The organism is Streptomyces virginiae, assembly GCF_040638905.1.
GTDB lineage: Bacteria > Actinomycetota > Actinomycetes > Streptomycetales > Streptomycetaceae > Streptomyces > Streptomyces virginiae_B.
This window is the reverse complement of the sequence record NZ_JBEZYV010000015.1, coordinates 1-25,988: the sequence shown is the minus strand read 5'-3', so window position 1 is coordinate 25,988 and position 25,988 is coordinate 1. Positions and strand designations below refer to the sequence as shown.

Sequence of the window (25,988 nt, the reverse complement as noted above, 5' to 3'; positions counted from 1 at the left end):
CCCGACGTCCGCGGCTCGGCGATGGCGCTGGAACGGCGGGCCGACGATGCCAACGCGCTCCGGGACAGCTCGACCGCGGCAGCCCGGAGCCGGTGCCGACCCTCATGACGCGCCCGTCGCCGCTGTCCCGCACGGTGTTCCGCGGCCTGGGCGCGGCGGTGGCCCTCTGCGGTCTCGTCCTCCCCAGGAAGGGCCTGCTGGAGCTCACCGCCTGACCGGTTCGCCCCGCGCCGCCGGCAGGACCGCGATGCCCGCCCGGTGGTCCTGTCGGCAGGACCACCGGGCGCCATCGCGCGGGTCCCCGGGGCCCCGGGCGGCATCGCGCGGGTCCCCGGGGCCCCGGGCGGCATCGCGCGGGTCCCCGGGGCGCGACCGGCGCACCGACGGACGCGACCCGCGGTCAGTCGCCGCGTCCGCCCGCCACGCCCGGCCGGACCGCCGCGGCCACGGCGTCGGCCAGCACCGGCACCTCCGCGACCTCCAGCTGGGACACCGTCAGCCGGACCCCCGGTCCCGCCTCGACCCGGAAGACGGCCCCGGCGGCCACCCCCCACCCCGCGGCGAGCAGCCTCGTGACGACCACCGTCTCGTCGGCCACCGGCACCCACACGTTCAGCCCGCTCCGGCCGTGCGCCCGTACCCCCCGCTCCCGCAGGGCCTCCACCAGCGCGTCCCGCCGCTCCGCGTAGGCCCGCGCGACCGCGGCCCGGTCCACGGCGTGCGAGGTCCACAGCTCCGCCACCGCGTCCTGGAGCAGCCGGCTCACCCACCCCGGGCCCAGCCGCTGGCGTCCCCGCACCCGGTCCAGGGTCACCTCGTCGCCCGTCAGCACGGCGAGCCGCAGGTCCGGCCCGTACGCCTTGGCCGTGGACCGGATCAGCACCCAGTGCCGGGTCACCCCGCCCAGCGGGTGCAACGGCAGGTCGACGATCCCGTTTCCGTGGTCGTCCTCGATCAGCAGCACGCCGGGGTGCCGCGCGAGCAGTTCGCGCAGCTCGCCCGCCCGTTCCGCGCTCACCGCCGCGCCGGTCGGGTTCTGCGCCCGGGAGGTCACCATCAGGGCCCGCGCTCCGGCCGCGAGGGCCCGGGCCACCGCGTCGGCCCGGGGCCCGTCGTCGTCCACCGCCACCGGCAGTGTCCGCAGCCCGAGCGCGGGGACGAGGTCGAGCACGCCGCCCCAGCCCGGGTCCTCGACCGCCACCGCGTCCCCGGGCCTCAGGTGGGCGGTAACGACCCGTTCGATCGCGTCCAGCGCACCCGAGGTCACCGCCACCGGCCCGGACGGCACTCCGTCCGCGTCGAAGTCGGCGCGGGCGATCCGCGCCAGGTCGGGCGCGACCGGGTCCTCCCCGTAGAGGGTGGGCGCCCGCCCGTAGCGGCGGGCGGCGGCCGCCAGCGGCCCGTCCAGCGACGGGAGCAGCGACACGTCCGGATTGCCCTGCGCGATGTCCCGTACGCCGGGCGGCACCGCCATCCGCAGCGCGTCCCGCGGGGTGCTCGACGGGCGCGAGCGCACGCGGCTTCCGCGGCGCCCGTCCGTTTCGATGACCCCGCGCTCGCGCAGTGTCCTGTAGGCGGCCGCCACGGTGTTGGGGTTGACGCCCAGCACACCCGCCAGTTCCCGCATCGGCGGCAGCAGCGATCCGGGCGGCAGCGCCCCCGATGCCACGCCCGCTTCGACGCTGGCCGCGATTTCAGATGTGCGGCGCCCTGTAATCCGATACTCTCCTAGCACAAACCACATTATGCACTAGTGCAATGGAGTCCGCACCATGACCGCCACGTCTGCCACGGAGACGACGCAGAGCACCGGGACGACCGGTGCGTACGAGCCCACCGACCGCACGGTCCCCACCCGCTCCCGCGACCGGGCCCGCTACGACCGCGACACGGTGCACTCGATACTCGATCAGGCCTACATCTGCCACCTCGGCTTCGTCCGCGACGGCGCGCCGGTGGTCCTGCCGACGCTGTTCGCCCGGGTCGGGGAATCGCTCTACATGCACGGTTCCACCGGGTCCCGCCCCCTGCTCGCGGCCGGCCGCACTGACCCGGGCCTGCCCGTCTGCGTCACCGTCACCCACGTCGACGGCCTGGTGCTGGCCCGCTCGGCCTTCCACCACTCGCTCAACTACCGCTCGGTGGTCGTCCACGGCACCGCCCACCAGGTGACCGACGAGGACGAGTGCCGGACGGCGCTGGACGCCATGATCGACGCCGTCGCCCCGGGCCGTTCCGGGGACGTACGGCCGGCCAACGCCAGGGAGCTCGCGGCCACCGCGGTGATCCGGGTGGACCTGGACGAGGTGTCGGCGAAGCTCCGGACGGGACCGTCGAACGACGATGCCGAGGACCTGGGCCTGCCGTACTGGGCGGGCGTGGTCCCGGTCAGCAGGGTGTACGGGACCCCCGTGCCCGCCGAGGACCTGGACCCCGGCATCGCCGTCCCCGACTACCTCACCGCGCTCTGAGCAACCGGCCGCCCGGCGGCGGGCCCGGCGGGCTCGGCCGGCTCCGCGGGCCGGCCCGCCGGGCGGCGGGACTCCGCCACGATCAGCGCACCGACCGCCGCCAGCAGCAGTACGGTGCCCAGCACCACGGCTCCGGTCAGCCGCTCCCCGAGCACGAGGACGGCGATCGCCGCCGCACTCACCGGCTCGATCAGCATGATCACCGACACGGTCGCGGCACGCACGGCCGCGGCGCCCGTGAAGTAGAGCGCGTACGCCAGCGCCGTCGGCACGGTGGCGACGTACAGCAGCAGCCAGAGCACCCGCCCCAACTCGGCGGTGTGCGGCAGCAGCCCTTCCGCCGCGGCGAGCGGCAGCAGGCACACCGCGCCCACCGCGACGGACCAGGCGGTGGTCACCAGTGGGTCCCCGCCCGCCCCCAGCCGCCCGAGCCGGCGGGCCCGCAGGGTCATCCCCGCGTACCCGGACGCCGATAGCAGCGCCCAGCCGACACCGAGCGGGCGCACCTCGGCGCCGCCGCTGCCCAGGACCAGGACGGCGAGTCCGGCGAGCGCGCCCACGACGGCGACCGCGCCGCCGCGGCCGAGGCGTTCGCCCATCCGGGAGCGCGCTCCGAGCGCGATGAGAACGGGCCCGGCGCCGAGGGTGACCACGGTGCCCACGGCCAGCCCGGTCTCGCGCACGGCGGCGAAGTAGGCGGCCTGGAAGACGGTGAACAGCAGCCCGGTCACGATGAGGGAGCCCGCGGATTGCGAGACCGCGGAAGCCCGCGCCCGCGCCCGCGCCCACCCGGGACGGCTCCGCCGTAGGGCGAGCACCCCGAGCAGCACCACGAGCCCGCCCGCGCACCGCCAGAACGACAGGGCGAGCGGGCCGAGGTCACTGGCCAGGAAGAGGAGGGAAGCGGCCGCCCCGGCGGTGCCCCAGGCGGCTCCGGCGATGACGAGGTACAGCAGACTGCGCCCGGCAGCGGGCGAATGGTTCGACACGTGTGTTCTCCGTGCGTGCGTGAAGGATGAGAGATCCGGTCATCGCTTCGCGGGCAGCACCGGCCCGCCCGAGCACTGCCCGGGCCTGGCCGTCATCGTGGGGCGCCGCCCGCTAGGACGCGGGAGGCGGAAGCACGGTCGAATGCATGCCGGTCACACTAGGCCCTCGTGGGTTCGCGGTCCATTGGGGCCGGTTCGGCCGCGGGCTTCGGGGCCGGCCGGGAGGACTGCGCGATGAACGCACCGCCCAGTACCAGGGCTCCGCCGGCGATCTGCCAGGTCGAGAGGTGCTCGCCGAGCAGGATCCAGGCCAGCACGGTGGCCACGACGGCCTCCAGGAAAGCCACCACGCCCGCGACCTGGGGCGAGAGCCTGCGTACCGAGACCACGCCGGTCACGTACGCGAAGACGGTCGCGACGAGCACGACCCAGCCGAGCAGCACCGGCGCGGCCACCATGGTGCCGCCCACGGAGGCCTCGCCGCCCAGCACATGCCAGTCGATCTCCCACGGCCGGGCGATCGCCGTCATCACCAGGGCACCGATGAGCATTCCGTAGGCAATCACGCCGAGCGGGTCGGGGGCGTCCTCGCCGTCGGCGCCCTGGTCGGCGAAGACGAAGTAGAAGGCCTGGCAGCAGGCCGCGGCGAGGCCGAAGAGTACACCGAGCAGGTCCAGGCTGAGTCCGGCCCAGATCTCGACCACGCAGGCCAGGCCGACGACGGCCACGGCCGCGCCCGCGGCGGCCCCCCGCGTCACCGGCTTGCGCTGTACGAAGCGGATGTAGCCGAGCAGCAGCGCCGGACCCAGGTACTCCAGCAGCAGGGCCACGCCGACCGGGATCCGGGACAGGGAGGCGAAGTAGAAGGCCTGCACACCGGCGACGGCCACCAGGCCGAAGCCGGCGAGCAGCGCGGGCCTGCGCAGGAGGAGGTCGCGGTGGCGCCAGGCCAGCGGGGACAGCACGAGCGCTGCGCCGGCCACCCTGAGCCAGACCATGTGGAGGGGGTCCAGACCCGCCTCGATCAGCGGCTTCGCCGCCACTCCGGAACCACCGAACGCGAACGCCGAGACGAGGGCGAGGCCCAGTCCGGCGTTTTTCCCTGACGCTTGCATCCGGCCATCATGACAGGGGCGGGTCAGGAGCGTCACTGCGGTGACACCTGTTGAGACACACCTGAGATCACGTCCCGCGGGGCAGGCCCGGACACCACCAGATCCTGACAGGTCGTCAGTATTGAATGTTCCGGTCGCCAGGGCTACCTTCCGCGCACGCATCCGACGAGAAGGGGTGGTCGCATGGCTGAAGTCACCGCGGAATCACGCATCGAGGCGCCCGCCGCGAAGCTCTGGTCCCAGCTGACGGACTGGGACGCCTACGGGCAGTGGAGCATGACCCACACGAACTTCCCGCAGGGCGGCCCCCAGACCCTGGCCGTCGGATCCACCTTCGCCGAGAACATGAAGATGATGGGCTTCCCGGCCGAGGTCCTCTGGACCGTCTCCGAACTGGAGGACGAACGCCTCTTCGCCATCACCGGCAAGGGCCCGATGGGCGTCGCCGTCCTGACCCGCTACACGCTGACGCCCGACGGCGGGGCCACCACCGTCCGCATCGACGGCGAGTTCACCGGGGCGGCCGTCTCCCTGATGGCGGGCAAGCTGAAGGACTCGGCCACCGCCGCGCTGAACGAGTCGCTGCGCAAGCTCGCCGGCCTGGTCGCCTGACCCCGCCCCCGGCCACCCGCACCCGAAGGGCGGCGCGCCCCGCATACGGGCCGTCCGGGCTCAGTGCTCGTCTGCCAGGATCAGGTACAGCTTCTTGCGGGCGTCGTTGAGCACCGCGAGCGCCTTCTCCCGCTGCTCGGGCGAGCCGGTCCTGAAGACCTGCCCGAAGGCCTCCATCAGACCGGCTCCGGCCTGCCGGACCTCGTGCATCGCCTCGAAGTCGAAGCCCCGCCCGGCGTCGGCCCAGGGGGCGTCCGGTCCGGCTTCCGCCTCGGTTCGGCCCGCCTCGGTGAGCGTGAACAGTTTCTTGCCGCCCTCGCTCTCACTGCTGATGAGGCCTTCGTCCTCCAGCAGGCTCAGGGTCGGGTAGACCGAGCCCGGGCTGGGCTTCCAGGCCCCGCCGCTGCGCTCGCCGATCTCCTGGATCATCTCGTAGCCGTGCATCGGCCGGTCGGCGAGCAGCGCCAGGATCGAGGCGCGTACGTCACCCCGCCGGGCCCGCCCCCGCGGTCCGCCGCGGCCGCCGCGACCGCCGAAGGGCCCCGCGCCGAACGGCGGTCCGAACGGGCCGAATGCCGCACGGAACCCCTGGAATCCCTCCCGACGGTCCGGCCCGCAGTGGCCGTGGCCCCGTCCGTGCTCGTGCCCGTGGCTGTGCCCGCGCTGTCCGTGTGAACGCATGCCTGCGCTCCTTTCGTCACTTCGTGTCCGTTTCATCGGTTCCCCGATGCACCCACTATCGATGAGCGATCGCGATGCGTCAACGATATATCGGAAACTATTCACGGAACAGCCTCGAACAAGGCCAGTCACCCCGGATTGGCCTTTGTCGATGATCAAGGAACGGTCCTACCGTCGGTCCATGCGCATTCGAATCGTCGACGCCTTCACCGACCGCCCCTTCCAGGGCAACCCCGCCGGAGTCCTGCTCCTGGAGGGCGGATTCCCCCCGGACGCCTGGCTCCAGCAGGTGGCCTGCGAGGTGAACCTCTCCGAGACCGCCTTCGCCCACCCCCTGCCGCCCGGCGGGGACGCCGACTGGGCGCTGCGCTGGTTCACCCCGGCCGCCGAGGTCGACATGTGCGGCCATGCCACGCTCGCCACGGCGCACGTGCTGGCCACCGCCGGCCTGGCCGAGGGGCTGATCCGCTTCTCCGCCCGCTGCGGCGTCCTCACGGCGGAGACCGCCGCGGACGGCACGATCACGATGGACTTCCCGACGTCCTCGCTGACCCCGGTCCCGGCGCCGCCCGCCGTGGACCACGCGCTCGGTGGAGCGCCGATCCTCTCCGTCCACGACACCGCCGCCCACATCGGCGACCTCGTCATCGAACTCGCCGACGAGAAGACCGTCCGCGAGCTGGAGCCGGACCACGGCGCCCTGCGCGCCTTCGCCAAGCGGGGAGTGATCGTCACCGCAGCGGCCGATGACCCCTCCGGCGGGTACGACTTCGTCTCCCGGGGCTTCTTCCCGGCCTTCGGTATCGACGAGGACCCGGTCACCGGCAGCGCCCACACCGCGCTCGCCCCGTTCTGGGCGCAGCGCCTGGGCCGCACCGAACTGACCGGCCTCCAGGGCGGCGCCCGGCAGGGGCTGGTACGGGTGACCCTGGCGGGCGACCGCACCCTGCTGACCGGTCACGCAGTCACCGTCGTCGACGGGGAGCTCCTCACCGCCCCGTGACCGTACGGAGGGGGCGGGCGCGACGTACGGGACGGGGAGCGGGCCGCCGGGCGCGGGGCGGGGGCGGGCAGGGCAGGGGCGGATCAGCCCGCGGACCCGCCCCGCCGCCGGCGGGCCGCCTTCGGCCGCGCCCCGGCATCGGCCGGGCTCCGCCGCTTCCGCTCGTTCTCCCTCCAGGCGTCCGAGTCGATGCGCTTGCGGTAGACCTGCTCCGGCTCCGCCTTGCCCAGGTGGACCGTCCACAGCCACAGCAGGGCCGAGATCACGAAGAAGGTCACCGCCAGGCCCAGGTAGAAGCCGATCTCCTCGGACTCCGGGACGCCCTCGTCGCGCATGAAGCCCGGCACCCCGGAGACGAGGGCGTTCACCGACCACGCGAGCATTCCGTTGAACAGGACCAGGGAGATCCAGTACGCGACCCGCATGCTCCTCGCCGGGCCGGACAGCCCGCCGAGCAGCAGCAGGCGCCGCAACGACACGGGCCCCGTCCGGTGCCGGCCGCCCGTGTCCGCCTTGGCTCGGCGCACCGACGCGTAGAGGTCGTCCAGCCAGCGTCCCGGTTCGGGCTCCGGGGCCTGGCCGTCGGTCGGGGCCAGCTCCTTGGCCTGGATCCAGCCGGTGATGAACTGGATCTCCTGCTGGGCCTTCTCCAGCCGTCTGCGGTAGTGGTGGTCGGCGCTGCGCGCCTCGCGGCGGTCCCGGATGAGAAGGCTGGCCCCGCCCACCAGGCCACTGACCACGGGCACCAAGAACGGGGCGAACGGCACCAGGGAGTCCATGACGGCCACAGCGCGCGCCTCCTCACTTGCCCCCAGCGTCGCACCGCCGCCGACCCGCGGCCCCGCCCTGCGGGGCCGATCGGGTGCACCGCCGCGTCACGGCGTGGGCAGCCAGCCCACCTTGCCCGCGAGCAGGGCGTAGCCGCCGAAGGCCACGATGTCGAGCAGCGCGTGCGCGGCGACGAGCGGCCCGACCCGTCCCCAGCGGCGGTAGGCCAGCACGAAGACGACGCCCATCACCACGTTGCCGATGAAGCCGCCGATGCCCTGGTAGAGGTGGTAGGAGCCGCGCAGCAGCGAGCTGGCCGCGAGCGCCGCCATCGGCGACCAGCCCAGCCGGCCGAGCCGGCGCAGCAGGTAGGCCAGCACGATGACCTCTTCCACGACCGCGTTCTGGATCGCGGAGAGGATCAGCACGGGGAACTTCCACCACACGTCGGGCAGGGCCTCCGGCACCACCGTGAGGTTGAAGCCGGCGGCGCGCGCGCCCAGGTAGAAGGCCAGGCCCGCGCTCCCGATCCCCGCCGCGACGAGCGCGCCGCGGCCGAGGTCCCACAGCGGCCGGGTCCGGTCGAGGCCCAGCACCCGCAGCCCGGGGGCGCCCTCGCGGGTCAGCAGGTGCGCCACCAGCAGTACGGGGACCAGCGCGCTCGCGATGCCGAACAGCTGCCAGGCCAGGTCCAGCCAGGGCCGGCCGGGGGCGTAGGAGCCGTTGAGGGTGGCGGCCTGGTCCTTCAGACCGCCCGGCTTGGTCAGCGAGCCGATGAAGCTGATCAGGGCCGAGACCCCGCTCGCGCCCAGCGACAGCGCCAGGACGAGCAGGGTCTCGGTGCGCAGGAGGCCCCGCTGCCCGTCCTCGCTCAGCTCCACGAACACCGGCTCCGGCTCAGCCCGCACGCCCGACTCCCGTCCTGCCATCCCGTTGCGACCACCCCATACTGCCTCGTCGGCCGGGCGAGCGGATCACCGAGGCGAGGTCACGCGGCACAGGGACACAGGGGCGGGGCACAGGGCCGAGGAGTCGCAGGACGGCGCCGGGCGCGGCGGGGAACCTCAGCGCACGACGGGCAGCGCCGCGCTCACCTCCTCCGTCAGCCCCACGGGCCAGGTGTGCACGGGGTCGCCCTGGTGCATCAGCTCGCTGTAGCGCCGGGTGGTCGCGGCCAGGGCCTCGTCCCGCTCCAGCCCCGCCGCGAGCGCCCGGTGGTAGGTGTCCACCTGCCACGTCGCGCCGTTCACCCGGCGCCGGCAGCGCTCCTCGATGATGCCGAGGTAGTGGTCCCGGTCCGCCGGCTCGATGCCCCAGGCGTCCAGGCCCGCCGCCGCCATCGGCAGCAGCTCGTCCAGGACCAGCCGCACCGCCGGCACGCTGACCAGGCCTCCGGCCCGGCCCCGGCGCGGCCACCTCAGCCGCGCGTCGATCCCGTACCGGCAGGCCGCGTCGAAGTTCGCCTCCGCCTCGGCGAAGGGCAGCCGGGTCCACACCGGACGCGGCTCGTCGGCGAGGGTGCGTACGATCCCGTAGTAGAAGGCGGCGTTGGCGACGACGTCGGTGACCGTCGGCCCGGCCGGCAGCACCCGGTTCTCCACCCGCAGGTGCGCCACCCCGTCCGCCACCCCGTAGACGGGCCGGTTCCAGCGGTAGACGGTGCCGTTGTGCAGGACCAGCTCCTGCAGGCTCGGCACCCCGCCCTCGGCCAGCACCCGCAGCGGCTCCTCCTCGTCGCAGATCGGCAGCAGGGAGGGGAAGTAGCGGACGTTCTCGGCGAAGAGCTCGTACGCCGAGTCCACCCACCGCTCCCCGAACCAGGTGCGCGGACGCACGCCCTGGGCCTGGAGCTCGGGCGGCCGGGTGTCGGTGGCCTGAGTGAACAGCGGCGGCCGCGACTCCCGCCACAGCTCGCGCCCGAACAGGAAGGGCGAGTTGGCGCCGACGGCTATCTGCGCCGCGGTCACGGCCTGCGCCGCGTTCCACACGGCCGAGAACCGGGCCGGGGTCACCTGCAGGTGCAGTTGTACGGAGGTGCACGCGGCCTCGGGCACGATCGACCCGGAGGTCCAGATCAGCCGCTCGACGCCGTCGATGTCGAGCGTGAAGTCCTCCCCGCGCATCATCAGGATCTGCTCGTTCAGCAGGGAGTAGCGGTCCACGGCCGAGAGGTTGCCGGCGACCAGGTCCGCGCGGGAGAGCGTCGGCAGGATCCCGATCATCACCACGCCGGCGTCGATCTCCGCGGCCTGCCGGTGGGCGTAGCCGAGGCCGGCGCTGAGTTCCTCGGCGAGCTGGTCGAATACGCGGCCGCCGAGCCGGTGCGGCAGAACGTTCACCTCCAGGTTGAACATTCCCAGTTCGGTCTGGAAATCGGGGCTGGCAATCCGATCCAGCACCTGGGCATTCACCATTCGCGGCATACCGTCGGTTCCCGCGAGATTCAACTCGATCTCCAGTCCCATCATGTTCTTCGGGCGATCGAACCTCTTCTCCGCCAGAAGTCGCTCCAGTCCCTCCAGACACTCGTGGAGTTTCCTTCGATACCGCTGCCGATCGGACAGGTCGAATCCGCCCGCCACGACCTTCTCCCCCATCGAAGCGTCCCTCCTCCAGTGGGCCTGGCCCGGGGCGCCCAGGCGCGCATTACGGTCGATGATGCCCCGGCAGCGTGATCCATAACGCGGCGGGGGGCGTGCGTGGCGAGGAGCGCGCGCCGGGTTGGCCGAAGGGCGCTTCGGCACATTCACCCGGCAAGCCGCTCCGCGCAAATTCCGCATGACATTTGCCCGTCTCTGAAAACAGGTGCTTTCCAGCCGAGCCCCCTTCCGGTAACCTCCGAGGTCAGCGCGGCACGTTCGCGCACATCCGGCATGAATGCCATGTCAGCGGGACCGGTAAGCGCCTTGTCGGCAATAGGCGGGACAGCTAGCCGAAACACTGTGTGAACACATGTCGTATAAACTCCGCAAACGAGGCGGAGAGTTGGCGCGCGGCCATTGCCCCTCGGCCCCCCTCTGGCCCCAGAATGCGACAGCGCCGTCCCGCACCTGCCCCCGATCCACAGGTCTCCCAAGTGAGAGGCGACCCACCATGCCGCTGCATGTCCCCCCGGCTCCCGCACCCGCCCTGCGCAGCGTCCTCGCGGCACTCGGTTCCCCCACCGCCGTCCACGAGGCGCATACGCCGTCCCTGCGCGCGATCCAGGGGCCGCTGACCGCCGAGCTGCCCCTCCCGGTCCACGTCCTGGACCGGCTGAACCTCTCGGACCTGGCGTCCGCCGGCCGGCCGCCCCGTACGCGGCTCGTCGGATGGCGGTTCCTGATCCGCAGCGGGGACCGCCACGTCGCGGCGGCGGACACCCGGCTGACGCCCGACGGCTGGGCCTTCTCCCACTTCTTCGAGGGCCCCTACGTCGCCGCCACCGAGCGCGCGCTGCGCCAGGCCGAACTGCTCGGCACCAGCTACCAGCCTCGGCTGCTCTCCGTACCGGAGCTCTACATGCTGACGCTGTGGCTGCACGGGGCGGTGGGCGCGGACGCCGCCGCCGGGCTGCCCGCCGGCGAGGACCTGCTGGTGCCGCTGGCCCCGGCCCCGCCCGGCATCGCCGCGTACCGGCCGCATCCGGTCTCCGAACTCCTTCCCGTGCTGACCCATCGGCTCACTCCCGCGACGGCACCGCTGCCGCCGTCGCTGGCAGCGCCCGCCGCCTGACCCGATTGACCCATTCGGCCTAGCCCGGCCGGGCCCCCTGTGAACCATCCGAAATGACAGGGGAGTTGGCCTGAACCGCCCGCACGGGTGATGCGTCATCAATCCATGAGGACAGCTGCCGGGAAATCCCTGCGAAGCGGCTGTCGTGGGGGAACACTGATGGCAAGCGCCCCGCGGTTGCGGGGATGACCCAGGGGGACGGCCATGAACCAGGTATCGAGCCGTAGCACACAGACCACACCGCAGCGAAAGAACGCATCCATGTGCCAGCACCAGCCAGCCTGCCCGTCTGCCGAATCCGCCGACCGGGAGGCCGCACGCCCGGTGGCCAACCACCCGGAACAGGGCTGGAGCCTGCTGTGCAACGGCGTCCTGCTCTTCGAGGACACCGGTGAGCTGCTGCCGGACGGGCAGATCATCGCCCCGCACCGCCCGCTCGCGGCTGCGTAGGCGACGGGGTCCGACGACGAAGGGGCCGGTCCGGGAGGGTCTCCCGAACCGGCCCCTTCGTCATGTCATACGACGGACGTCAGAGGCGGGGCGCCTCAGTTGTCGTACTCGTCCAGCGGCGGGCAGGAGCACACCAGGTTGCGGTCGCCGAACGCACCGTCGATGCGGCGCACCGGCGGCCAGTACTTCTCGGCGGCCGTGACCCCGCCCGGGAAGACGGCCTCGTCTCGGGTGTACGGGTGGTTCCACTCGCCGCCCAGCGCCGCCGCGGTGTGCGGGGCGTTGGCGAGCGGGTTGTCGTCGGCCGGCCACTCGCCGCCCGCGACCCGCTCGATCTCGGCGCGGATGGCGATCATCGCGTCGCAGAAACGGTCGATCTCGGTGAGGTCCTCGGACTCCGTCGGCTCGATCATGAGCGTTCCGGCGACCGGGAAGGACATCGTCGGGGCGTGGAAGCCGTAGTCGATCAGGCGCTTGGCGATGTCGTCCACGCTGACGCCCGTGGCCTTCGACAGCGGGCGCAGGTCGATGATGCACTCGTGCGCGACCAGGTTGCCCGGGCCGGTGTAGAGCACCGGGTAGTGCGGCTCCAGGCGCTTGGCGATGTAGTTGGCGCCGAGCACCGCCACCTGGGTGGCGCGCTTGAGGCCCTCGCCGCCCATGAGGCGCACGTACGACCAGGAGATCGGCAGGATGCCGGCGGAGCCCCACGGCGCGGCGGAGATCGGGCCGACGCCCGTCTCCGGGCCGGCGGTCGGCTGCAGCGGGTGGTTCGGCAGGTACGGGGCCAGGTGCGCCCGGACACCGACCGGGCCGACGCCCGGACCGCCGCCGCCGTGCGGGATGCAGAAGGTCTTGTGCAGGTTCAGGTGCGAGACGTCACCGCCGAAGTGACCCGGCTTGGCCAGGCCCACCAGGGCGTTCAGGTTGGCGCCGTCGACGTAGACCTGGCCGCCGGCCTCGTGGACCTGGGCGCAGATGTCGGCGACGTGCTCCTCGAACACACCGTGCGTGGACGGGTAGGTGATCATCAGCACGGCGAGCTCGTCGCGGTGCTGCTCGATCTTGGCGCGCAGGTCGTCCGCGTCCACCTCGCCGTCGTCGGCGGTCTTGACGACGACGACCTTCATGCCGGCCATCACGGCGCTGGCGGCGTTGGTGCCGTGCGCGGAGGACGGGATGAGGCAGATGGTGCGCTGCTCGTCGCCGTTCGCACGGTGGTAGGCGCGCACGGCCAGCAGACCGGCGAGCTCACCCTGCGAGCCGGCGTTCGGCTGGATGGAGACCTTGTCGTAGCCGGTGACCTCGCAGAGTCGTTCCTCCAGCTCGTTGATGAGCGTGAGGTAGCCCTCGGCCTGCTCCACCGGGGCGAAGGGGTGCAGCTGGCCGAACTCGGGCCAGGTCACCGGCTCCATCTCGGTGGTCGCGTTGAGCTTCATGGTGCAGGAGCCCAGCGGGATCATCCCGCGGTCCAGCGCGTAGTCCTTGTCCGAGAGCTTGCGCAGGTAGCGCAGCATCGCGGTCTCGGAGCGGTGCTGGTGGAAGACCGGGTGCGTCAGGTACGCGTCCGAGCGCAGCAGTGCCTCGGGGAGGGTGTCCGCCGCGGTCCCGTCGAGCGCCTCGATGTCCGCGGTGACGCCGAAGGCGGCCCAGACGGCCTCGATGTCGGCCCGCAGGGTGGTCTCGTCGCAGCTGATGGAGACGAGGTCGGCGTCGACCTGGTGGAGGTTGACCCCGCCCTCGCGGGCGGCGGCGACGACCTCGGCGGCGCGGCCCGGGACGCGGACCGTGATCGTGTCGAAGTAGGAGCCGTGCACGGTCTCCACCCCGCCGGCCCGCAGACCGGCCGCGAGCAGCGTCGCGTAGCGGTGGGTGCGGCCGGCGATCGTGCGCAGGCCGTCCGGGCCGTGGTAGACGGCGTACATGCCGGCCATGACGGCGAGCAGGACCTGCGCCGTGCAGATGTTGCTGGTCGCCTTCTCGCGGCGGATGTGCTGCTCACGGGTCTGCAGCGCCAGGCGGTAGGCCTTGTTGCCGTCCGCGTCCACCGAGACGCCGACGAGGCGGCCGGGCAGCGAGCGGGCGTGCTTGTCCTGGACGGCCATGTAGCCGGCGTGCGGTCCGCCGAAGCCCATCGGGACGCCGAAGCGCTGGGTGGTGCCCACCGCGATGTCGGCGCCCAGGGCGCCCGGGGACTTCAGCAGGGTCAGGGCGAGCAGGTCGGCCGAGACGGTGACGATGGCACCGAGCTCGTGCGCCTGGTCGATGACCGGCTTGATGTCCCGGACGGCGCCGGAGGCACCCGGGTACTGGATCAGGACGCCGTAGACGCCGCGCTCGGCGATCTCGGCGGGGATGCCGTCGGAGAGGTCCGCGACGACGACCTCGATGCCGATCGGCTCGGCGCGGGTCTCGATGACGGCGACGGTCTGCGGCAGGGCGTCGGCGTCGACGAGGAAGACGTTGCCCTTGACCTTGCCCACGCGGCGGGCCAGGGTCATGGCCTCGGCGGCCGCGGTGCCCTCGTCGAGCAGAGAGGCGCCCGAGGTCGGCAGGCCGGTGAGGTCGGCGACGACGGTCTGGAAGTTCAGGAGGGCCTCGAGACGGCCCTGCGAGATCTCCGGCTGGTAAGGCGTGTACGCCGTGTACCAGGCCGGGTTCTCCATGACGTTGCGGAGGATCACCGGCGGGGTGAAGGTCCCGTAGTAGCCGAGACCGATCATGGGGGTGAGGACCTGGTTGCGGTCGGCGAGGGAGCGCAGCTCCGCGAGCACCTCGGCCTCGGTCCGCGCCTCGGGCAGGTCGAGCGCGTCGGCGGTCTTGATCACATCCGGGACCGCGGCGGCGGTCAGTTCGTCCAGGGAGCCGTAGCCCACGTGGGCGAGCATCTTCGCCTGCGCCTCGGCATCCGGGCCGATGTGGCGCTGTTCGAAGGGGATGCCTCGCTCCAGCTGGGAGAGCGGAATGCGGTTGGCGGTCATGTACGGAGGCCTCCTGGTCATATGACCTGCGAGGGGCACCACGGCGCGGGCACCCGGACGGCCTCCCCCTCTGTCATCTCAACCTGAGAGTTTCACCGGACGCCACAGGGGTCTCCCGCGGGCATCCGGCTTTCACCGTCGGTGAGGGGAGGGACCGGCACTGCGCGCCCGGTACCGCCCCTGCTTTCCAGAGTGGCCTCGTCCGTGCGGTACGTATGCCTGAGAGATTCCGGGGAGGATTTGCTCCTTCGGCGCCTCCGCCTTGCTCATTCGGAGGACTCTCCCGCACAGGGTCGACAGCCGTCATCCAGACTACCAGCGGGGTTCAAGGTGTTCCCCGAGTGGCCTCCTGTGGGGAAATGCACTTCTGTAGTCATTACGGAGCAGTTGCGACCATTTGGAGGGACCGTGCAGACCGACATCGATCCGCGCAGCCTGATCGGCCGCAAGGCGTTCGACCGCAACGGTGCCAAGATCGGCACCATCGACGAGGTCTACCTCGACGATGCCACGGGTGTCCCGGAATGGGCTGCCGTCCGCACCGGCCTGTTCAGCCGGGACGCCTTCGTCCCGCTGGAGCCGAGCGAGATGGTCGGCGAGACCCTGCGGGTGCCCTTCGACCGCTCCCTCATCAAGGACGCACCGGATTTCGGCGTCGGCCGCCACCTGTCTCCCGAGCAGGAACTCCAGCTCTACCACCACTACGGCCTGGACACGACCCTGCCCTCCGACTTCCACCGCGACTTCGGCCGCCTGGCGGGCGACGAGGGCTGAGCTCCGGTACAGCCGCCCCCTCCTACGACTCCTACGGCATGTCCCCCACCAGCGGCAGCGGGTCGGACGGCTCCAGATCGGGGTCGTCCACCCGGAAGGTCCGCACCCTGCCGGGCTCCGAGCCGGGCTGCTCGAACCGCACGGTCACCCGCCCGACCCCGCTGCCCTGCACCCACCCCGGCCCGTACAGGACGTGCCGTACGTCGCTCCCGGCCGCCCAGCGGCGCTCCGGAGACTCCTGCGGCACACCCGGCTGCTCCGGCCCCTCCGAAGGGCCCGCGCCCCCGCCGGCGGCCTCCGGCTCTGCTCCCCCGGCCGCACCTGCGGCGCCGCCCACGCCACCCGCACCGCCGTCCGCGTCCGCCGCCTCCGCCGCGGACGACTGCGCGAAGAGGTCCTCCTGCGTGTAGTCCGCGAGTCCCGTCACCCCCACCCCCAGCAGTCGCACCCCGCCCGTGGTGTCCACCGCCTCCAGCAGCCGCGCGGCAGCCTCCCGCACCACCGCCGGATCGTCCGTGGGTCCGCGCAGCGTCTCGGACCGCGTCAGCGTGGAGAAGTCGTAGCGCCGCACCTTGAGCACGATGGTGCGCCCCGAGTGCCCCGAAGCCCGCAGGCGCTGCACGCACCGGTCCGCGAGCCGCTGCACCTCGCCCCGGATCCGCACCCGGTCGTGCAGGTCCACGTCGAAGGTGTCCTCGACGGACACCGACTTCGCGTCCCGCTCCGCGACCACCGGCCGGTCGTCCAGCCCCAGCGCCATCCGGTACAGCCCCGCGCCGTGCGCGCGCCCGACCATACGGACCAGCTCGTCCTCGCCGGCCTCGGCCAGCTCCCCCACCGTGGTGATCCCGGCGCGGCGCAGGTGTTCCCCCGTGGCCGGCCCCACCCCGGGCAGGGTCCGTACGGACATCGGTGCGAGCAGCTCCCGCTCGGTCCCGGGCTCGATCAGCAGCAGCCCGGCCGGCTTGGCCTCCTCGGAGGCCACCTTGGCCAGCATCTTCGACCCGGCCAGCCCGACGGACCCGCTGAGCCCGGTGGCTGCCCTGATGCCGGCCCGCAGCCGCTCGCCCGCGGCCCGCGCGGAGACCGAGTCGAAGGCGACGCCGCCCGCCTCCAGGTCCACGAAGGCCTCGTCCAGGCTGAGCGGCTCGACCAGCGGCGACAGTTCCCGCAGCATGGCCATCACGATGTCGCTGACCTGCCGGTAGAGCGTGAAGCGCGGGATCAGGTAGGCGCCGTTCGGGCAGAGCCTGCGCGCCTGGCCCATCGGCATCGCGGAGTGCACTCCGAACCGCCTGGCCTCGTACGAGGCGGTGGCGACGACCCCGCGCGGCCCGAGCCCGCCGACGATGACGGCCTTGCCGCGCAGGCTCGGCTTCGACGCCTGCTCGACGGAGGCGTAGAAGGCGTCCATGTCCAGATGCAGGATGGTCGGAGCGGCTCTCACAGCACCGATGCTGCCCTACGCCACTGACAGCCCCGGCGCCCGGTCAGACGGCGCGGTTGCGGCGGGCCGCCAGCTCGTCCGTCGGGTTGTGCCCGACCAGGGTCTCGCCGGTGTCCGCCCGCTCCCCGTGCAGCTGCGACAGCGCGCTCTCCACGTCGCGCCACACCACGCCCACGGCGATGCCGAAGACGCCCTGCCCGCCCTGGAGGAGGCTGACGACCTGGTCCGGCGAAGTGCACTCGTACACGGTGGCGCCGTCGCTCATCAGCGTCATCCGCTCGAGGTCCGCCAGCTCGCGGTCGTGCAGGTGCTGCACCGCCGTGCGGATGTTCTGCAGCGCCACACCGGTGTCCAGGAAGCGCTTGACGATCTTGAGGACCACGACGTCGCGGAAGCTGTAGAGGCGCTGCGTCCCCGACCCGTACGCGGCCCGCACGCTGGGCTCCACCAGCCCGGTGCGCGCCCAGTAGTCGAGCTGTCGGTAGGTGATGCCGGCAGCGGCGCACGCCGTCGGTCCGCGGTAGCCGATCTGCTCGGGCACCGGCTCCCCGCCCACCGGTTGGACCGGCGTCGACTCCGGCTGACGGCGCGCGGATCCGCCCGCACCACCGCGCAGCGGGTAGGGCCCAGTGTCACTCCGTACGGGGGTGCCCCCGGTCGTACCGTCGCCCGTGATCCTCACGCCGACCCTCCGTCCTTGACCTGCCCACCTCGAAGGTAGGCAGTCACCAGGGGTGCGTCAACGATCGCCACACTCGGCACGCCGAGTGATAATCACCCTGAGAGTGGTTTCCCGTGTCCGGTCGCGGGGAAAGGCTACTCGAATGGGCTGGTGCCCCACCGCGGACGACCCGGCCGGCACCCTCACTGCGGGCCGGTGCCGAAGTCCTCGGGTGAGATCTGGTCGAGGAACTCGCGGAACTTCTCCACCTCGTCCTCCTGCTCGTCCGGGATGGCGATTCCGGCGTCGTCCAGAACACCGTCACTGCCGTAGATCGGCGTACCCGTCCGCAGGGCGAGGGCTATGGCGTCCGACGGCCGCGCGCTCACCTCGACCCCGCTGGCGAAGACGAGCTCCGCATAGAAAACGCCCTCCCGCAGATCCGTGATCCGGACCTCGGTGAGCTCCTCACCGACCGCCTCCAGCACGTCCTTGAACAGGTCGTGCGTCAGCGGCCGGGCAGGGGCCATCCCCTGCTGGGCGAAGGCAATGGCAGTAGCCTCCCCAGGACCGATCCAGATGGGGAGGTACCGATCGCCTCCCACTTCACGCAGGAGCACGATCGGTTGGTTGGAGGGCATTTCCACCCGGACACCCACAACGTCGAGCTCGTTCACACAGCAACCCTAGGACCTGCTCGGCAGGTTTGGGTAGTCGGGGCTCCACCCCGACCGACGGGGTCAGCGCAACCGGACGCCGAGAGCGGTCTGCACCAAGGCCTCGTGCAGCCGTACGGAGAGCCCCGCGAGCTCCTTCATCGTGGCCTCCGCGTGGGCCCTGGTCTGCGGGTTGCGGTGCCGGCGCAGCGGTGCCACGACCTGCTCCACCAGGCCCGCCTCCCGGTCGGCGGCCGCCTTCATGGCGCGCAGGTGCCGCGGCTCCAGGCCGAAACGCCCCAGGTCGGCCACGAGCCGGGCCACCGTGACCGCGTCGGCGTCGAACCCGCCGCCCGGCGTCTCGGCGAGCAGCCCGTACGACTCCCACTCGGCCAACTGGTCCTCGTCCACGCCGACGGCCGCGACGAGCTCCGCCCGCCCCACACGGGCCGGTGGGAGCCGCTCCTGCCCCACCTCGGCGTATACGGCGGCTGGGTCGGCGGGATCGGACGGATCTGCGGCTTCGCCGTGCGCCGTGGGCGCCGGAATGCGGATCTGCTCACCGCGGGCGAGCGCGTCGAGCTGCTCGCGGATGACCTTCAGCGGCAGGTAGTGGTCACGCTGCAGGCGCAGGATGCGGGCGAGGCGCTCCACGTCCTCCGTGCTGAACTTGCGGTATCCGGACGGTGTGCGCCGGGGCTCGACCAGCCCCTCCGCCTCCAGAAAACGGATCTTCGAGATCGTGACTTCGGGGAACTCGTCACGCAGCGTGGTGAGCACCGTGCCGATGCTCACCAGCCGCCCGGCCGAGCCGGCGGAGCCGTTGCCGGAGCCGCCTGTCGGATTGCGCAGCATGGGACCTTCCCTCGGGTGCCCCCGGACCGGGTCCGGGGGAGGGTCAGACGCCCCGCAGGCTCGCGTAGAAGACCAGCCGGTACTTGCCGATCTGCACCTCGTCGCCGTTGTGCAGGGCGACGGAGTCGATCGGCTCACGGTTGACGTACGTGCCGTTGAGACTGCCTACATCGGCCACGGTGAAGCCGCCGTCCTGACTCCTGCGGAACTCGACATGGCGCCGGGAGACGGTGACGTCGTCCAGGAAGATGTCGCTCTGCGGGTGTCGGCCGGCCGTGGTCAGTTCGCCGTCCAGCAGGAAGCGGCTGCCGGAGTTGGGTCCGCGCCGCACGATGAGCAGGGCGGAACCGGGCGGGAGCGCCTCGACCGCGGCCTGGGCCTCGGCGGACAGCGAGGACGAGACGTGCGTCTGGCCCGTCACCTCGGCCTCGTAGGCCTCCAGGCCCGAGATCGAGATGGTGGACGTGGTCTCCGAAGCACGCTCCGGCGTCAGACCCGCCCGCAGCGGCGCTCCGCAGTTGGAGCAGAACCGGCTGGCCGCATCGCTGCGGTGTCCGCACCTGCTGCAAACCTGCTCGGCCGACATGGACGGCTCCTCGCGCCGCGGCTGCCCCGCGGAGGCACTGGTGGCATACGGGTCGGGGGCAAACCCTCCACCCGCACTTGAGGTTGATGGTTCACCGAAACCTATGCGGCCGGTACCGGCAGGGTCAACAGACGACGCGCCGGGGGCACCCGGAACCTCACCCGCACCGGCGACCTCGTCGCGGAACAGCGGCCGGTCACCCTGCCCGTCCGCGCCGCCGGCGCGGTGCCTCGCCGCGCCGCTCTCCTCGCGGTTCTTCTTGCCGAACAACTTCTCAAACAACTTCACGGGCGATTCCCCTTGACTGAAACAGACCCGCCCGTGGGGCAGGACGAACTCCGAATGCAGACACCTGCCGACCCGGACATTCTCACAACGTCCGTAACCACCAGACAGTTTCCACCACGCACCGCAACTTCGGTGCGGCGACCCCCCGCAGGCATCGGCCCGCGTGCGCCGCTCCACCCTCCACTCCGCTTCATCCCGATGACGACCGAGCGTAGTCAGGCTGCTTCGCAGCCCGCAAGGCATCCACAATGATCTTCGCCGACCGCGTGACGGCCACCGTGGCCTGCTCCTTCTCCAACGTCTGGACGACACCGCCGGGGATGTTGAGCGCGGGCTCCAGATCCTGCGGCTTGCCGATCACCCTGAACTCGTAGGGTTGTGTGATCTTCTTGCCGTCGATCCCGACCCCGCCGTTCTCGTCCGAGAAGTACGAGCCTGCCACGATGCGCACCCCGTTGATCTGGATCGCCTCGGCCCCGGCGGCCCGCAGCTCCTGGAGCGTGTCCAGCAGCTGGTCGGACTGCACCTGCCCGGTGGGATCAGTGATCTTGAGAGTGATGCCCGGTCCCTGTGCTGCCACGGTACCGGCCAGGATGCCGAGTTGACGCTCCTTCTCCACGGTCTGCTTGCGGGCCTCCTCCGCCTGGTTGGAGCTGCTCTCCAGCTCCCGCCGCTGGTCCTCCAGGCGCTGCTTCTCGTCCTCCAGCCGCTTGGTCCGGCCGTCGAGCTCGTCGAGGATCCGTACGAGGTCCTCCTGCCGGGCCCCGCGCAGCGCACTGGAGTCGCTGTTCGAGCGGACCTGGATGGCCAGCCCCAGCCCCAGGACGAACAGCAGCAGCGCGACGATCAGTTGGGCCCTGCTCACCCGCAGCGGCCACAGACCGGCGGCGAGCCGCTGCCGGCCGGTCTCCCCGGTTACCGGCTCGGCCTGTGTCTTTCTCTCTTCAAGAGGCTGTTCCGGCACGTTCGGTTCCTCGGGCGGGGTGTCGTTCGCACTCATCCCCATCACGCCCGGAACACGTGCCGGCGGATGGCCGCGGCGTTGGAGAAGATGCGGATGCCGAGGACGACGACCACACCGGTGGACAGCTGCGAGCCGACGCCCAGCTTGTCGCCGAGGAAGACGATCAGCGCGGCCACGACGACGTTCGACAGGAAGGACACCACGAAGACCTTGTCCACGAAGATGCCGTCCAGCATGGCGCGCAGACCGCCGAACACCGCGTCCAGCGCCGCCACCACGGCGATGGGCAGATAAGGCTCCACCACGGCCGGTACCTCGGGCCGGACCAGAAGTCCGACCACCACTCCGGCCAAGAGGCCCAGTACCGCGATCACGATGCACCCTTCTGCTGCTCTGCTGCTGTGGCTGTACGTACGATCAGGCTCGACGCGGGCGGCAGCCGGAGCTCGTCGGCCGCGGACAGGGTGGAGCGGATCCCGTAGCTCTCCTGGAGCACGTGCAGGTACTGGCCGTCCGCCGAATCCTGGAAGGCCGGGCCGAGCCGCTTCTTGTCCCCCACCGCCAGCACTTCGTACGGCGGCACCAGCGGCCGGTTGTCGACCAGTATCGCGTCACCCGCGGCCCTGATCGCCGACAGTTCCGTCAGCCTCTGCCCGTTGATCGAGATCGCCTCGGCGCCGGACTGCCACAGCCCGTTGACGATCTTCTGCATGTCACGGTCCCGGAGCCGGCCCGTGTCCGAGAAGCCGCTGCTCTCGCGCGGCCCGCCACCGTCGCCCTTGGAGGAGCCCTTCGCGTCGTCCACGACCAGCTTGACCCCCGGCCCGCGGACCTCGGTTGCACCGGAGAGCAGCGAGACCAGCTCGCCCTGGCTCCCGCCGGGCTGCTTGAGAGCCGCGCGCTGACGTGCGGCGACATCGGTCCGCAGCCGGTCGATGTTCTGCTCCAGGGCGTCCGCGCGCTCGTCGGCGCGCTGCACCCGGTCGATCAGCTCCTGGCGCTCCTTCGCGAGCACCGGCGCGTCCACGCGGGCCTCGGCGGCACCGAGCGTGACGACCATCGCGGCGATCACGAGCCCGGCGGCGAGTCCCAGTTTGGCCTTGAGGGTACGGGGCAGACCGGCCGTGCCGTCCGCCTCGCGCCGGGCCGTCGCCTCCGCGTAGCCCTCGTCGAGGCTGTGGTCCATCACGTGCGTCAGCAGCGACATGGAGGCGTCGGGGCGCGCCGGCACAGAAGACGCCGGAGTCCGGTTGTGGGTCGGCTGCGACATGCCGCACATCGTCGCATGTCGGCGCCGCACACACCCAATGCGTCCAGCCGGTGGGCCGGGCCGGGACTCCCCCGCCCCGGCCCACCGGACTTCCGCCCTACGTCAGCGCACGCGCGGCGCTCAGTGCCCGGCGCCGTCCACCACGGCGGCCCACTCGTCGAGCAGAGCCTGCGCGGAAGCGTCGTCGGGGCCCTCGGCCCACAGGTGCGTCACGGCCTCCGCCGGGTCCGGCAGGACCAGCGCCCACCGTCCGTCGGCCTCGACCACACGCACCCCGTCGGTGGTGTCCACCTGCCGGTCTCCGGCCGCTTCCACGACCCGCCGCATGACGAGCCCCTTCACCGCCCACGGCGTCGGCACGTCCCGCTTGAGCACGTGCGCCCGCGGGATCCGGGCGTCGATCTGGCTCAGCGTGAGCTGGGTACGCGCCACCAGGCCGAGCAGCTGCACGAACGCCGCCGAGCCGTCGAAGACGCTGCTGAACTCCGGAACGATGAAGCCGCCCCGGCCGTCTCCGCCGAAGATCGTGTTCTCGGCCCGACCGACCCGGGTCAGGTCGTCGGGCGAGGTCGTCGTCCATTCCACCTGAGTGCCGTGGTAGGCGGCCACCTGCTCGGCGACGCGCGTCGTGGTCACCGGCAGCGCTACCTTTCCGCTGCGCTTCTCGGCGGCCACCAGGTCGAGCATAACCAGCAGGGCCCGGTCGTCCTCGATGATCCGCCCGCGCTCGTCGACGAGGGAGATCCGCTCGCCGACCGGGTCGAACCGCACGCCGAAGGCCGCCCGCGCCGAGGCCACGATCTCGCCCAGCCGCACCAGACCGGCCCGCCGGGACTCGGCGGTCTCGGTCGGCCTGGTCTCGTCGAGCCCCGGGTTGATCGTCAGGGCGTCCACCCCGAGCCGTCCCAGGAGGCTCGGCATGACGAGCCCGGCGCTGCCGTTGGTGGCGTCGACGACCACCTTGAGCCCGGCGTCGGCGATCCCCGTGGTGTCGACGCGCCGCAGCAACGAGCCGGTATAGGCGTCGAAGACGCTGCCCGGGAACTGCAGGTCGCCGATCTCGCCGGGGAACGCCCGCCGGTATTCCTGGCGCGCATAGACGCGGTCCAGCTTGCGCTGCTGCTGGAGCGAGAGGTCCGCTCCACGTTCGTCGAGGAACATGATGTCGACTGAGTCCGGCACTCCGGGCGAGGTCCGCAGGACGATGCCGCCGGCGCTGCCTCTCGCGGTCTGCTGCCGCGCCACGGGCAGCGGCACGTTCTCCAGGTCCCTTACGTTGATCGCGCTGGCCTGGAGTGCCGAGATCACCGCCCGCTTGAGCGCTCGGGCGCCGCGGGAATGGTCGCGGGCCGTGGTGACGATCGCGCCCTTCTTCAGGGTGGTGGCGTAGGCACCGGCCAGCCGGACGACGAGTTCGGGGGTGATCTCGACGTTCAGGATCCCGGAGACACCGCGCGCACCGAAGAGGTGGGCCTGCCCGCGGGACTCCCAGATGACGGAGGTGTTGACGAAGGCACCGGCCTCGATCGTCTTGAAGGGGTAGACGCGCACGTTCCCCTGGACAATCGATTCCTCCCCGACGAGGCACTCGTCGCCGATGACGGCCCCGTCCTCGATCCGTGCCGCGCGCATGATGTCGGTGTTCTTGCCGATGACGCAGCCGCGGAGGTTGCTGTGGGGGCCGATGTACACGTTGTCGTGGATGACGGCCCGGTGGAGGAAGGCGCCGCTCTTGACGACGACGTTCGACCCGATGACGGTGTGCTCCCGGATCTCCACGCCGGCCTCGATCTTGGCGTAGTCCCCGATGTAGAGGGGTCCGCGCAGCACGGCGTCCGGGCTGACCTCGGCTCCTTCGGCGACCCACACGCCCGGCGAGATCTCGAAGCCGTCCATGTCGATCTGGACCTTGCCTTCGAGCACGTCGGCCTGCGCCTTGACGTAGCTCTCGTGCGTGCCCACGTCCTCCCAGTAGCCCTCGGCGACGTAGCCGTAGATCGGCCGGCCTTCCTTCATCAGCTGGGGGAAGACGTCGCTGGACCAGTCGACCGACACGTCCGCGTCGACGTAGTCGAAGACCTCGGGCTCCATGACGTAGATACCGGTGTTGACGGTGTCCGAGAACACCTGGCCCCAGGTCGGCTTCTCCAGGAAGCGCTCGACCTTGCCTTCCTCGTCCACGATGGTGATGCCGAATTCCAGCGGGTTCGGGACCCGGGTCAGGCACACCGTGACGAGGGCGCCCTTCTCCTTGTGGAAGCGGATCAGGTCGGTGAGGTCGAAGTCGGTCAGCGCATCGCCGGAAATGACGACGAAGGCATCATCCTTCAAGGCCTCCTCGGCGTTCTTCACGCTGCCGGCGGTCCCGAGTGGCTTTTCCTCGTTGGCATAGGTGAGCTCCATACCAAGCTCTTCGCCGTCACCGAAATAGTTCTTGACGAGCGACGCCAGGAACTGCACGGTGACCACGGTCTCGTTGAGCCCGTGCCGCTTGAGCAGCCTGAGTACGTGCTCCATGATCGGGCGGTTCGCCACCGGAAGGAGCGGCTTGGGCATGCTCGAGGTCATGGGGCGAAGGCGTGTGCCCTCGCCACCGGCCATCACGACGGCCTTCATGTCGGAAGAGTCCTCCTTGAGAGATGACAGTCGTGCCGACTCTCACCCGCCTCGTTCGGTGACTTCGCGACTCCTGCGCGTCATCCGGCGTCGGGCGGGCTCAATCGGCCGTGGCGTCAGCCTTCACCAGTCGGCGGACTTGAACCACGTAAAGGATTCCTGCCCACCAATAGAGGGTTGTACCCCATCCCGCGAACGCCCATCCGAAAACTGACGCCAACCAGGCCAACCAGCCGCTTCCGTCACTGAGCAGGAGCAACGGGAAGGCGTACATCAGGTTGAAGGTCGCGGCCTTGCCGAGGAAGTTGACCTGCGGCGGCGGATATCCGTGGCGGCGCAGGATCCACACCATGACCAGCAACATCAGCTCACGCGCGAGGAGCGCGCCGGTGAGCCACAGCGGCAGGATCTCGCGATAGGTCAGACCGAACAGCGTCGACAGGATGTAGAGGCGGTCCGCGGCGGGATCCAGCAGCCGGCCGAGCTTGCTGATCTGGTTCCAGCGCCGGGCGAGCTTCCCGTCGAGGTAGTCGCTGATCCCGCTGAGCATGAGCACGGCCAGGGCCCAGCCGTCGTACTCCGCGAGGATCAGCCACAGGAACAGGGGCACGCCGGCGAGGCGAGCCATGCTCAGGATGTTGGGAATGGTGAAAATTCGGTCAGTCTGAACCCGAGTCTCCTGGACCTCCACCCGGGGCCTCCACTGTGACGGTAGAAATGGTCGTTCGATGCCCTCTGACCCTACAGGAGGCCGGACAGGTGTCCGGAACGCAGAAAAGCCCCGCACCGAACCCTGAAACGGGTTGGTGCGGGGCTTTCCCACAATGATTGTTCGGCGGCGTCCTACTCTCCCACAGGGTCCCCCCTGCAGTACCATCGGCGCTGAAAGGCTTAGCTTCCGGGTTCGGAATGTAACCGGGCGTTTCCCTAACGCTATGACCACCGAAACACTATGAAATTTGAACGCTGGCATGAACACAGCTGTTCGTTATTTCAGAACTAACACAGTGGACGCGAGCAACTGAGGACAAGCCCTCGGCCTATTAGTACCAGTCAGCTCCACCCGTTACCGGGCTTCCACATCTGG

24 protein-coding genes, 1 rRNA gene and 1 riboswitch are annotated in these 25,988 nt (G+C 71.4%); of the genes, 6 read left to right on the top strand and 19 right to left on the bottom strand.

The window, feature by feature from the left end; translation table 11 throughout:
* Positions 1 to 400: 400 nt before the first annotated feature.
* Positions 401 to 1,735, bottom strand: coding sequence for an aminotransferase class I/II-fold pyridoxal phosphate-dependent enzyme (locus tag AB0F82_RS21535; RefSeq protein WP_362630105.1), 1,335 nt, complete (start codon positions 1,733 to 1,735; stop codon positions 401 to 403).
* A 37-nt stretch (positions 1,736 to 1,772) separates the two neighbouring features.
* Here AB0F82_RS21535 and AB0F82_RS21530 point away from each other — a divergent pair, with 37 nt between their 5' ends.
* A complete protein-coding gene (locus AB0F82_RS21530; RefSeq protein WP_362630102.1) occupies positions 1,773 to 2,471 on the top strand; it encodes a pyridoxamine 5'-phosphate oxidase family protein in 699 nt (232 codons plus the stop codon).
* On the opposite strand, the gene AB0F82_RS21525 is transcribed toward AB0F82_RS21530, so the two are convergent.
* Complete coding sequence (locus tag AB0F82_RS21525; RefSeq protein WP_362630099.1) at positions 2,453 to 3,460, bottom strand: DMT family transporter; 1,008 nt, start codon at positions 3,458 to 3,460, stop codon at positions 2,453 to 2,455. The genes AB0F82_RS21530 and AB0F82_RS21525 overlap by 19 nt on opposite strands.
* A gap of 158 nt (positions 3,461 to 3,618) precedes the next feature.
* Positions 3,619 to 4,575 (bottom strand): EamA family transporter, encoded by a 957-nt coding sequence (locus AB0F82_RS21520; RefSeq protein WP_362630096.1) that lies wholly within the window; start codon positions 4,573 to 4,575, stop codon positions 3,619 to 3,621.
* Between the two features lie 183 nt (positions 4,576 to 4,758).
* Here AB0F82_RS21520 and AB0F82_RS21515 point away from each other — a divergent pair, with 183 nt between their 5' ends.
* Positions 4,759 to 5,187 (top strand): type II toxin-antitoxin system Rv0910 family toxin, encoded by a 429-nt coding sequence (locus AB0F82_RS21515; RefSeq protein WP_362630093.1) that lies wholly within the window; start codon positions 4,759 to 4,761, stop codon positions 5,185 to 5,187.
* Between the two features lie 60 nt (positions 5,188 to 5,247).
* Here the strand turns inward: AB0F82_RS21515 and AB0F82_RS21510 are convergent, their stop codons facing one another.
* Positions 5,248 to 5,868: a PadR family transcriptional regulator gene (locus AB0F82_RS21510; RefSeq protein WP_362630090.1), complete on the bottom strand. Its 621-nt coding sequence runs from the start codon at positions 5,866 to 5,868 to the stop codon at positions 5,248 to 5,250.
* A 181-nt stretch (positions 5,869 to 6,049) separates the two neighbouring features.
* Between AB0F82_RS21510 and AB0F82_RS21505 the strand changes: the two genes are divergently transcribed.
* Complete coding sequence (locus tag AB0F82_RS21505; RefSeq protein ID WP_356814109.1) at positions 6,050 to 6,871, top strand: PhzF family phenazine biosynthesis protein; 822 nt, start codon at positions 6,050 to 6,052, stop codon at positions 6,869 to 6,871.
* 83 nt (positions 6,872 to 6,954) lie between these two features.
* Here AB0F82_RS21505 and AB0F82_RS21500 read toward each other — a convergent pair whose 3' ends face one another.
* From AB0F82_RS21500 to AB0F82_RS21490, 3 genes are all read right to left on the bottom strand, one after another.
* A complete protein-coding gene (locus AB0F82_RS21500) occupies positions 6,955 to 7,659 on the bottom strand; it encodes a hypothetical protein (RefSeq protein WP_362630087.1) in 705 nt (234 codons plus the stop codon).
* Between the two features lie 87 nt (positions 7,660 to 7,746).
* Positions 7,747 to 8,568, bottom strand: a complete 822-nt coding sequence (locus AB0F82_RS21495; protein WP_362630084.1) for a CPBP family intramembrane glutamic endopeptidase — start codon at positions 8,566 to 8,568, stop codon at positions 7,747 to 7,749.
* Positions 8,569 to 8,703: 135 nt separating this feature from the next.
* Positions 8,704 to 10,236 carry a glutamate-cysteine ligase family protein gene (locus AB0F82_RS21490; protein ID WP_362630077.1) on the bottom strand — a complete coding sequence of 511 codons (1,533 nt, stop codon included), beginning with the start codon at positions 10,234 to 10,236 and terminating at the stop codon, positions 8,704 to 8,706.
* Positions 10,237 to 10,732: 496 nt separating this feature from the next.
* Between AB0F82_RS21490 and AB0F82_RS21485 the strand changes: the two genes are divergently transcribed.
* Positions 10,733 to 11,353, top strand: a complete 621-nt coding sequence (locus AB0F82_RS21485) for a hypothetical protein (protein ID WP_356814104.1) — start codon at positions 10,733 to 10,735, stop codon at positions 11,351 to 11,353.
* A 261-nt stretch (positions 11,354 to 11,614) separates the two neighbouring features.
* Positions 11,615 to 11,803, top strand: coding sequence for a DUF5999 family protein (locus tag AB0F82_RS21480; protein WP_030009772.1), 189 nt, complete (start codon positions 11,615 to 11,617; stop codon positions 11,801 to 11,803).
* A gap of 95 nt (positions 11,804 to 11,898) precedes the next feature.
* On the opposite strand, the gene gcvP is transcribed toward AB0F82_RS21480, so the two are convergent.
* Positions 11,899 to 14,784 (bottom strand): aminomethyl-transferring glycine dehydrogenase, encoded by a 2,886-nt coding sequence (gene gcvP / locus AB0F82_RS21475; RefSeq protein WP_362630073.1) that lies wholly within the window; start codon positions 14,782 to 14,784, stop codon positions 11,899 to 11,901.
* A gap of 197 nt (positions 14,785 to 14,981) precedes the next feature.
* A riboswitch (glycine riboswitch) is annotated at positions 14,982 to 15,080 on the bottom strand.
* Positions 15,081 to 15,192: 112 nt separating this feature from the next.
* Between gcvP and AB0F82_RS21470 the strand changes: the two genes are divergently transcribed.
* Complete coding sequence (locus tag AB0F82_RS21470) at positions 15,193 to 15,558, top strand: PRC-barrel domain-containing protein (RefSeq protein WP_356814102.1); 366 nt, start codon at positions 15,193 to 15,195, stop codon at positions 15,556 to 15,558.
* A gap of 31 nt (positions 15,559 to 15,589) precedes the next feature.
* Here AB0F82_RS21470 and AB0F82_RS21465 read toward each other — a convergent pair whose 3' ends face one another.
* From AB0F82_RS21465 to rrf, 11 genes are all read right to left on the bottom strand, one after another.
* Positions 15,590 to 17,005, bottom strand: coding sequence for a DNA polymerase IV (locus AB0F82_RS21465; RefSeq protein ID WP_362630070.1), 1,416 nt, complete (start codon positions 17,003 to 17,005; stop codon positions 15,590 to 15,592).
* Between the two features lie 43 nt (positions 17,006 to 17,048).
* Positions 17,049 to 17,687, bottom strand: coding sequence for a MerR family transcriptional regulator (locus tag AB0F82_RS21460; protein WP_356814099.1), 639 nt, complete (start codon positions 17,685 to 17,687; stop codon positions 17,049 to 17,051).
* A gap of 182 nt (positions 17,688 to 17,869) precedes the next feature.
* The gene (locus AB0F82_RS21455; RefSeq protein WP_007262890.1) at positions 17,870 to 18,343 is read right to left on the bottom strand and encodes a bifunctional nuclease family protein; all 474 of its coding nucleotides are present in this window, start codon (positions 18,341 to 18,343) and stop codon (positions 17,870 to 17,872) included.
* Positions 18,344 to 18,406: 63 nt separating this feature from the next.
* Entirely contained in the window at positions 18,407 to 19,177 is a 771-nt protein-coding gene (gene ftsR, locus AB0F82_RS21450) for a transcriptional regulator FtsR (protein WP_362630066.1), read from the bottom strand.
* Positions 19,178 to 19,220: 43 nt separating this feature from the next.
* Positions 19,221 to 20,159 carry an FHA domain-containing protein gene (locus AB0F82_RS21445; protein WP_362630381.1) on the bottom strand — a complete coding sequence of 313 codons (939 nt, stop codon included), beginning with the start codon at positions 20,157 to 20,159 and terminating at the stop codon, positions 19,221 to 19,223.
* A gap of 82 nt (positions 20,160 to 20,241) precedes the next feature.
* Positions 20,242 to 21,051 (bottom strand): DUF881 domain-containing protein, encoded by an 810-nt coding sequence (locus tag AB0F82_RS21440; RefSeq protein ID WP_362630065.1) that lies wholly within the window; start codon positions 21,049 to 21,051, stop codon positions 20,242 to 20,244.
* Positions 21,052 to 21,056: 5 nt separating this feature from the next.
* The gene (locus AB0F82_RS21435) at positions 21,057 to 21,389 is read right to left on the bottom strand and encodes a small basic family protein (RefSeq protein WP_007262894.1); all 333 of its coding nucleotides are present in this window, start codon (positions 21,387 to 21,389) and stop codon (positions 21,057 to 21,059) included.
* Positions 21,386 to 22,294: a DUF881 domain-containing protein gene (locus tag AB0F82_RS21430; protein WP_362630062.1), complete on the bottom strand. Its 909-nt coding sequence runs from the start codon at positions 22,292 to 22,294 to the stop codon at positions 21,386 to 21,388. The genes AB0F82_RS21435 and AB0F82_RS21430 overlap by 4 nt, the downstream gene beginning before the upstream one ends.
* 111 nt (positions 22,295 to 22,405) lie before the next feature.
* Complete coding sequence (locus AB0F82_RS21425) at positions 22,406 to 24,901, bottom strand: mannose-1-phosphate guanyltransferase (RefSeq protein WP_362630059.1); 2,496 nt, start codon at positions 24,899 to 24,901, stop codon at positions 22,406 to 22,408.
* 100 nt (positions 24,902 to 25,001) lie between these two features.
* Entirely contained in the window at positions 25,002 to 25,592 is a 591-nt protein-coding gene (locus AB0F82_RS21420) for a CDP-alcohol phosphatidyltransferase family protein (protein ID WP_030658263.1), read from the bottom strand.
* 139 nt (positions 25,593 to 25,731) lie between these two features.
* Positions 25,732 to 25,848: ribosomal RNA gene (rrf, locus tag AB0F82_RS21415) — 5S ribosomal RNA — on the bottom strand.
* Positions 25,849 to 25,988 lie beyond the last annotated feature (140 nt).